Genomic DNA, 7,960 nt, shown 5'->3' on the forward strand with positions numbered 1-7,960 from the left:
ACAAGAAGACAGCCCTACCATAACAATTGCGGCGATAGTCGCCAATGAAAAAAGATGTTTCATACTGTTTGTTATCTAAAATTATGCTCTTTATACTTATTCACATGGACGCTCTCCTGCTTCTCTTGGGGGGCGACCATCACCACTATCTCGCCTAGTGGCTCATTTTCCTCAAAATAACTCTGAAGCTCCGACACACTTCCGCGGTGGAACTCCTCAAACTTTTTACTCAATTCACGAGCAACCACCACTTGGCGGTCACCGCCCACAATCTCTTGCAACTCCCCCAGTAGCTTCACCAAGCGCTTTGGTGATTCATAGAGGACCGTTGTCACATCACGCTCCATTAGTGCCTCTATCCGCGTCTTTCGCCCTTTTTTATTTGGCAAGAAACCTTCAAAAAAGAAGCGCTCACAAGGCAAACCCGAGCCCACCAAAGCAGGTACAAAAGCAGTTGGTCCTGGCAAACAAGTCACCTCAAGTCCCCGCTCCAAGCAGGCCCGCACCGCCATAAAGCCAGGATCGGAAATCCCAGGCGTACCCGCATCCGAGACCAAAGCTACCCGCTCGCCACGCTCCACTCTACTTGCCAACTCCCCCGCTACAGAGTGCTCATTGTGGATATGAAAGCTCTTGAGCGGTGCCTGTATATCGTGGGCTTGAAAGAGTTTGGCAGTGGTCCGCGTATCCTCAGCATAGACCATATCCGCCTCCCTCAGCAGTCGCAACGCTCTCAGGGTAATATCCTCCATATTCCCCACAGGGGTAGGTATGACGACTAGTGGGTAGACCATAGGCTTGTTACTTACAACGATGCTCCTGAACAAACGCCAATAGGTGCTTCACCACCTCCTCATCACGCCCCAGCTTACGCACATCGTAGAGATAGCTCTCCACATGGGCCATACTGCTCAGAGGTTCCATTTCCCGCAGCATATCCTCCAACGCCGCCTGATCTCCATAGAAGAGCTCATTAGCAAAGAGATAGCGGTCCGCAATGGTCAGATTGGAGAGCAGGTCAAAGCCCTTGCGAGCCTCAAAAAGATCCTCCATCGCCTCTTCCGAGCCAGCCTTAACGAAGAGATCGTCCAGAGAGTCGCTACCCTCCTTTTCGTTCTTTATCGGCTCGCCAACTGGTTCAAAAGCGATTGGCTCATGCTCCGTCGGCTCGTCATCACTCTCAAAGTCCCGAGCATAGAGCTCCTCAAGGCTCGAGATACAGGATATCTCACTTCGCTCACCACTAGGTGCTTCTGTGGAACCCGCTTCAGTCGACTCGCCTTTGGCACATAGCTCGGTATGCTTCACAAGGAGCTGAGCCACCTCTCTACGAAGTCGCTGCAAGTCGTCAGCCATCTTATCGATTCTCTGCAATATCCCTTCTGCCTCTTTATTGTACTCCATACGTTCAGTGACTTATCAAACTCCCTATTATACTGCACAAAAGTACACATAATTTTCCGAATACCCGCATTTCCACCGCCACCCCCTTCGTCCTCCTAATAAGGCGCTCCATTACTCCAATAAAGAAATCACTTAAATCAATTTAATAAGTTAGGACATTAATGTGTTCAATTTCCAAAAAAGTGGTAACTTGCACAAGGAAATAAGAAACACAAATCATATAATTAAGTACTTATGAGAAATGTATCGCATCGTGTATGGATAGTCTTTCTACTCCTTCTATCTGGAGGTCTACACCTCTATGGTCAAGAAAATGAAGGAAGGAGCTTAAAATGGAAAGTCGCTATCGGGAGGTTTTCTAATGAGACCCAATATGGCAAAGGCATCTTTTATGACCGTGAGAATGATCCCATCGCTAAGCAGGCTCAAGACATCTTAACTGCAAAATTAATCGCTTCAGGTAAATTTATCCTCGTTGAGCGCTCTGATGCCGAAGCAATCGCAAAAGAGATTGCCGATGGCAACAACGACAACAAGGTAACTGCCGACTATGTGATCCTCGGTTCAGTAACAGAATTCGGACGTAAGACTTCTGGCGAAGTAGGTCTTCTAACTGCCAAAAAGACCCAGCAGGTAGAGGCTGGAGTGAGCCTTAGGCTGGTTGATGTCGCTACGGGGGTCGCAACCTATTCTGAGGAGGCTAAAGGGTATGCCAATACCACTAGCAAGTCCACTCTAGGAATGGGGGGCGTAAGTGGGTATGATGCTTCTCTAGCCGACAAAGCTATTTCTGCTGCTATTGATCAGCTAGTAGAGAACATTATCAATAAATGTGCAGACAAGCCTTGGCGCACCTATATAATCTCCATGGATAACGACGGAACTATCATTGCTGGTGGAGCCTCTCAAGGACTTGTTGCAGGCGATAGATTTGACATCTACGCAAAAGGAAAAAGGGTGAAGAACCCTCAGACAGGTGCTATGATTGAACTTCCAGGTAAAAAAGTGGGAGCCATTGAGGTGCAAATGACCTTGGGAGACACTCCGATGACTGAGTTCTCCATAGTCAATATCGTCGAAGGAGCTATTGACGGCTCTAAGCTCTCGGATTATTATATACAAGAAATAAGATAAAAAAATGAAGCATTTGAATTGGATTGGCCTCGCATTGAGTGCCATACTAGCAGTCGCTCTCCTTTCCTGTGGCACCGTAAATTCCGCAACAGGGGGCTTGGCTGATGAGGCCTATTTAAAGATAATTAGCGACAACAAGACCCTTGTTAAAGAAACCGTGGTAGTAACCATTAATGGTAGTAACCCCACAGAGACAAAGGTAATACAGACAAAAGGGAGCGAGGGGAAGAAGCCACAGTTTTATCTTAAGCCAGGCACTTATTCCATTGCTGTTAAGAGCAAAGAGGGAAGGGTGCTCTATAGTGGCAAGATATTTTTATCAACTAGAAAAACCAAATTGATAGAGCTACGATAAACATGAAACGTTTAATTCTTTTTTTGCTACCAGTAATCTTGACACTTTCCCTTTGTAGCTGTAGCACTACAAAAACCCTATATTCTTGGTACGGTTATGACAATGCTGTTCATACTTTCACTAAGGACAGAACGCCCAAAAGCGAAGAGCACCTTATTAAAGAGTACGAACGCCTTATAAACACCCCAAATGGCACTCGAAAAATGGTCCAGCCTGGAATATGTGCAGAATATGGGTATCTCCTTATCAAACAGGGGAAAAGAGAAGAGGGACTACAGCTCCTAAAAAAAGAGATTGAGCTATACCCAGAGAGCAAAGTATTTATTACAAGGATAATTAAGCAGTTTGAAAAATGAAAACTCACTACAATAGACTAGCCTTTTCAATAGCTTCGCTTCTGAGCTTGCTATTACTACTTTCATCATGTGGGCTTACTGCCAACTATGGCAAGAAAGGGGAGGTATACAAAGAGCTATATGCCCAGAAACCTTTAAGCATACTAGTAATGCCTCCGATCAATAAGACAAATAAAGTAGAGGCTAAAGAGGCGGTGTATGCCTCACTTTTCCACCCTCTTGTAGAGAGAGGATACTACGTCTTTTCACCACTATTAGCTCAAGAACTTTTACAAAGTGAAAGCGCAGAAGATGCTGAATTATTTATTGACGGTAGCCTAAAGCCATTCAATAACGTGTTCACAGCTGACGCCGTGCTCTTTACTGTAATAAATAAGTGGCAGAAGATTGTGCTTACAAATACTATGGATGTGAATATTGAATACATCTTAAAATCTACCAAGGATAATAAAGTACTCTTTCAGAGAAGTGCTGATGTTACCGTAGATTGCAAGGTGGCCAACACCAGTAGTATGCTACTTAACTTGGTAGCAAATGCAGTAGCGACAGCCCTTTCCGATAACATTGTAGCCGCACGCAAAGCAAATGGTTTTATCCTCTCTGACATTCCTGATGGGAAATATGCTCCCCTTCACGACCAAGACCAAGATACCCCAGCAGGGCAAAAGGATATTACAGGTCGTGTAAAGCTCTAGCGACAGAGACACATTAACACTAGTAATAGGGTTCATAGGTTTCTATGAACCCTATTACTTTTTACTGCCCGACCAAAAACCACTCGCAATACAGGGGTTACGCATTAGAAGAGGTCCTTACCCCACAGACACTCCCATTGATGCCACACGTCAAGAGAAACCAAATGCGGAACCACTGATTTTTTTAGGGAGGTTTCTTTTGGATTATAGAAATATTATGTATCTTTGTCCACGCGATTAGAATTATCTAGTCGGACATGGTGGACGTAGCTCAGCTGGTAGAGCCCTGGATTGTGGGTCCAGTTGTCGCGGGTTCGATCCCCGTCGTTCACCCTAAATGAAGTAGGCGGAAGGCTAATTAGCTTTCCGCCTACTCTTTTTATATCGTCTCACTAGATAACGCCTTCGTGCAACAGTCTCATATAAGTTTTTGAGGGTAATGGAGTAAGGATTTCGCAGAGGCCCGCCCTATAAACACTCAGATAAATGCAACACGATACGACCCTCTAAAGCGTAACATCCGCTCAAGGATACCCGTATATCACTTATTATTGTTACTTTTGCGTATGGTGTGTTGTATTCAAACTCAAATTTAATTATGAACAATATGAGACTGCGTTCGACCCTTCTATCGGCACTGCTCCTATTATTACTGGCTAGCTGTGCCAGCACCAAGGATGTTGCCTATCTACAATATGCGGAGAATAAGATGCAAACGGAAGCCCGTGCTCTCCAAGATGCTACCATCAAACCAAAGGATATCCTCACGGTCAATATCCAAGCTTCCAAGCCCGAGTTGGTGGCAAGCTTCAATGGGATTTACTGGAACCCTCAGCAGCAGTATTCTAGTGTGCAAAGTGGTATACGCACCTTTTTGGTGGATAATTCTGGCGAGGTCGACCTACCAGTGCTAGGGCTCACGAAGCTCGGTGGTCTCACCCTAAGGGAGGCGGAGGAGGTGGTCAAAAAGGCACTCACAACCTATCTCAATGAGGTGCCCAGCGTCAATGTCCAGATCCAAAACTACCGCTACTCAGTGCTCGGTGAAGTGCACAAGCCAGGGGCATTTGTTTCGGCCAATGGCAAGGTAAATCTCTTCGAGGCACTCGCCAATGCGGGAGACCTTACTATATATGGTATACGAGATCAGGTGAAGATACTTCGGGAGAATAAAGACGGTTCGACCACCTTGGTGAGTGTCAATCTGATGGATCCCAGCATCATCAATTCGCCCTACTACTACCTACAGCAGGGAGATGTAGTCTACGTGATGCCCAATAATGCCATAGCCTCATCGTCCAACATCAGTTCGGGCACCACTGTTTGGATCAGCATCTCTTCGATTGCACTTACAGTAGCCAACCTTCTAGTCACCATATTAAGACGATAAGCAGAAATCGATCATAGCTTATGACTCAAATAAATAATAACCCTAATAACCCACAGCAGCCCACCCATATCCCCGCAGCGCCCGAGATGAGCCCATCACAGGCAATAGGAAATGAAGAAGAGGTGGATATTCTAAGCATCCTAATAGACTACTTTAGGTATTGGCCCATCTACCTCATTGCACTGGTGCTTTGCCTGCTCCTCGGCTGGCTATTTATCAAAAGTAGTAGCCCACAGTATCCCGTCAAGGCCTCGGTGCTATTTCTAGAGCAAAAAGATAAAAGTAGCCCACAGATACAGGGGCTCGACTTTGCCGAACTGGGCATGGGGGTAAAGAATGTCAATGTAGATAACGAACTAGAGATACTCGGTTCGCGTGAGATCCTTCAAAAGACCATAGAGGAGAGCCAGCAGTATGTAGAGGTGACCAGTCGAAAGGGGCTCACCACTACAGTATGGGATAGCGAGCTCCCTTTTGAGATATCTATGGACCCCGTAGGGCTAAGTAAAATAGGTGCCCCCATTACGCTCACCATAGAGTCGATTAGCGACAAGGGGTACAAGATCTCTTCGGACTATGTCAAGGGCGAAGCTATAGTCATCGACTCCCTACCAGCCACCTTTGTATTGGGCGAAGGCATCGCCTCCATCACCAAGCGGGAGAGCTACAAGGAGGGGAAAATGGAGCTCCCCAGCAGCTTTGATGTCACCATACAATCACCACAAAAGCTCGCCATCTACTATGCCGAGAAGGGCGGGCTCACAGTGGATAGAGCCAATAAGCAAGGCTCTGTAGCAGTCTTGGGGATTACCGCCAAGAATAGAGCAAAGGGCGAGCGCTTTCTCTCCAAACTCATTGAGGTCTACAATCGGGAGCGGGCGATCGATAAAAATGCTACCGCACAGCGCACCTACGACTTTATCAATGAGCGCATCAACCTCATCGGTGAGGAGCTTAATGCCACGGAGAAAAAACTAGAGGAGGTAAAGAAGAGCCAAGGTGTCACCAGCTACCAAGACCTCGGCGTAGTCGTCTCCTCCACCGCTATGATCGATCAAAAGCGGGCAGAGGCAGAGACGCAGCTGAAGCTGGTCGCTTTCCTTATCAATGACCTAAAGACAAAGGAGGGGAAGTACGAGATCATACCTGGTAGCCTAGGGTTTACCGACGGTACCCTACAAACCGCCGTGGAGATATACAATCAAATGGTCTTTGAGAGAGACGGTCTGCTAGAGGCAGCCAATAAAGACCACCCCAAGGTAAAGAGCCTCACCGAAAACCTCAATGTGGCACGAACCAATATCTTAGAGGCCGCAGACGTGGCTAAGCAAGGGCTTCAGATACAGCTGAATGGCCTGAAGGGAATGGAGCAGCGCTACAGCTCTCGCATCTCGCAAGCTCCTACCTTTGAGCGCATCAGCACAGATATCGAGCGGCAGCGCTCTATCCGCTCCAATCTCTACCTGATGCTACTCACCCGCCGGGAAGAGACCTCCATTGAGCTCGCCTCATCACTTGAGAGTGCCAAGGTGGTAGACAGCGCACTCGCAGCATCCAAGCCCTCTAGCCCCAAGAAGCCAATTATCTATCTCGCTAGCTTGTTACTCGGATTGGTATTACCCACCATAGCCATCTACCTCTGGAAGCTAGCTCAAACAAAGGTACATACCGAGGAGGATATCAAAAAGCTCACCAACCTACCGATTGCCGGAGGAATACCTCAGCAAAAATCAGCCTCAGGAGAGGGCGATCTTCCCGAGCTGTTGGTGCAGCTAGAGGGTAATAGTGTAGCCACAGAGGCCTTTAGAAATATCCGTACCAACCTCAGCTTCCTCACTCAGAATAAGCGACCATTGGTACTAATGTGTACCTCCACCGTGAGTGGAGAGGGAAAGACCTTTGTAGTCAGCAACCTAGCCATCTCGCTCTCAGCACTTCAGTATAAAGTGCTACTCGTGGGGCTAGATATCCGTAACCCTCAGCTGAAGCGTACCTTTGGGATCAAGAATGCATCTCTAGGCGGTATGACCGACCTACTCAATGATGCTTCAACAGATCCAATACACTACATACAGCACCTAGAAGAATACCCCAACCTAGATATCATCAATGCGGGTGCTATCCCACCCAACCCTACCGAGCTACTCGCTAGGCCTAGGCTAGAGGAGGTATTTGATACCTTCCGGAAGCACTACGACTATATCCTAGTCGACTCCGCCCCTGTTGGTCCAGTGGTAGATAGCTTGGTACTCAGTCGCGTAGTGGATCACACACTCTATATACTGCGATCCGATAAGACCAATAAGCGCGATGTAGAGTATATCAATTACCTCGCCGACCACCAGAAACTATCCAGCATGAGCCTAATACTCAACGACATCAACACCAATAACTCCATCTTTGTCAAGAGCTACGGCTATGGATACGGATACGGATATGGCTACGGATATGGATATGGCCATAAGGACGACAACCACAAATAGTCATCAAACCTTATCACCCATCAAAAAGGACCTCCCCACCGAGGTCCTTTTTTTGTACCTTCCTCTTCCAATTTGTCCGATCCTTAACCCTCCCGTAGCAGAGCAAAAGTGGAGTTGCAACTAAGCGATCGGCGAGTTGCAAC

The 7,960-nt window shown here is 47.1% G+C and carries 8 protein-coding genes and 1 tRNA gene; 7 read left to right on the forward strand and 2 right to left on the reverse strand.

What is annotated here, in order from left to right; all coding sequences use genetic code 11:
* Positions 1 to 71: 71 nt before the first annotated feature.
* The gene (gene rsmI, locus QVO39_RS02310) at positions 72 to 794 is read right to left on the reverse strand and encodes a 16S rRNA (cytidine(1402)-2'-O)-methyltransferase (RefSeq protein WP_021902852.1); all 723 of its coding nucleotides are present in this window, start codon (positions 792 to 794) and stop codon (positions 72 to 74) included.
* Positions 795 to 801: 7 nt separating this feature from the next.
* Positions 802 to 1,404: a DUF8457 domain-containing protein gene (locus tag QVO39_RS02315; RefSeq protein WP_021902853.1), complete on the reverse strand. Its 603-nt coding sequence runs from the start codon at positions 1,402 to 1,404 to the stop codon at positions 802 to 804.
* Between the two features lie 234 nt (positions 1,405 to 1,638).
* On the opposite strand from QVO39_RS02315, the gene QVO39_RS02320 reads away from it, so the two are divergent.
* The 7 genes from QVO39_RS02320 (at position 1,639) to QVO39_RS02350 (ending at position 7,817) form a co-directional block, all read left to right on the forward strand.
* Complete coding sequence (locus tag QVO39_RS02320) at positions 1,639 to 2,538, forward strand: CsgG/HfaB family protein (RefSeq protein ID WP_021902854.1); 900 nt, start codon at positions 1,639 to 1,641, stop codon at positions 2,536 to 2,538.
* 4 nt (positions 2,539 to 2,542) lie between these two features.
* Complete coding sequence (locus QVO39_RS02325) at positions 2,543 to 2,893, forward strand: hypothetical protein (protein WP_018028628.1); 351 nt, start codon at positions 2,543 to 2,545, stop codon at positions 2,891 to 2,893.
* Between the two features lie 2 nt (positions 2,894 to 2,895).
* Positions 2,896 to 3,249: a DUF4810 domain-containing protein gene (locus QVO39_RS02330; protein ID WP_018028627.1), complete on the forward strand. Its 354-nt coding sequence runs from the start codon at positions 2,896 to 2,898 to the stop codon at positions 3,247 to 3,249.
* Positions 3,246 to 3,944, forward strand: a complete 699-nt coding sequence (locus QVO39_RS02335; RefSeq protein ID WP_018028626.1) for a GNA1162 family protein — start codon at positions 3,246 to 3,248, stop codon at positions 3,942 to 3,944. The genes QVO39_RS02330 and QVO39_RS02335 overlap by 4 nt, the downstream gene beginning before the upstream one ends.
* A 260-nt stretch (positions 3,945 to 4,204) precedes the next feature.
* Positions 4,205 to 4,277: transfer RNA gene (locus QVO39_RS02340), tRNA-His, on the forward strand.
* 274 nt (positions 4,278 to 4,551) lie between these two features.
* Positions 4,552 to 5,334 (forward strand): polysaccharide biosynthesis/export family protein, encoded by a 783-nt coding sequence (locus QVO39_RS02345; protein WP_021902855.1) that lies wholly within the window; start codon positions 4,552 to 4,554, stop codon positions 5,332 to 5,334.
* A gap of 20 nt (positions 5,335 to 5,354) precedes the next feature.
* Entirely contained in the window at positions 5,355 to 7,817 is a 2,463-nt protein-coding gene (locus QVO39_RS02350; protein WP_021902856.1) for a polysaccharide biosynthesis tyrosine autokinase, read from the forward strand.
* Positions 7,818 to 7,960: the final 143 nt, after the last annotated feature.

Origin of the sequence: Porphyromonas sp. CAG:1061 (genome assembly GCF_000435035.1) — a bacterium.
Lineage (GTDB): Bacteria > Bacteroidota > Bacteroidia > Bacteroidales > Porphyromonadaceae > Porphyromonas_A > Porphyromonas_A somerae.

Coding starts and splice junctions, on each gene's coding strand:
- rsmI (WP_021902852.1), bottom strand. CDS start 794: ATGGTCTACCCACTAGTCGTCATACCTACCCCTGTGGGGAATATGGAG.
- QVO39_RS02315 (WP_021902853.1), bottom strand. CDS start 1,404: ATGGAGTACAATAAAGAGGCAGAAGGGATATTGCAGAGAATCGATAAG.
- QVO39_RS02320 (WP_021902854.1), top strand. CDS start 1,639: ATGAGAAATGTATCGCATCGTGTATGGATAGTCTTTCTACTCCTTCTA.
- QVO39_RS02325 (WP_018028628.1), top strand. CDS start 2,543: ATGAAGCATTTGAATTGGATTGGCCTCGCATTGAGTGCCATACTAGCA.
- QVO39_RS02330 (WP_018028627.1), top strand. CDS start 2,896: ATGAAACGTTTAATTCTTTTTTTGCTACCAGTAATCTTGACACTTTCC.
- QVO39_RS02335 (WP_018028626.1), top strand. CDS start 3,246: ATGAAAACTCACTACAATAGACTAGCCTTTTCAATAGCTTCGCTTCTG.
- QVO39_RS02345 (WP_021902855.1), top strand. CDS start 4,552: ATGAGACTGCGTTCGACCCTTCTATCGGCACTGCTCCTATTATTACTG.
- QVO39_RS02350 (WP_021902856.1), top strand. CDS start 5,355: ATGACTCAAATAAATAATAACCCTAATAACCCACAGCAGCCCACCCAT.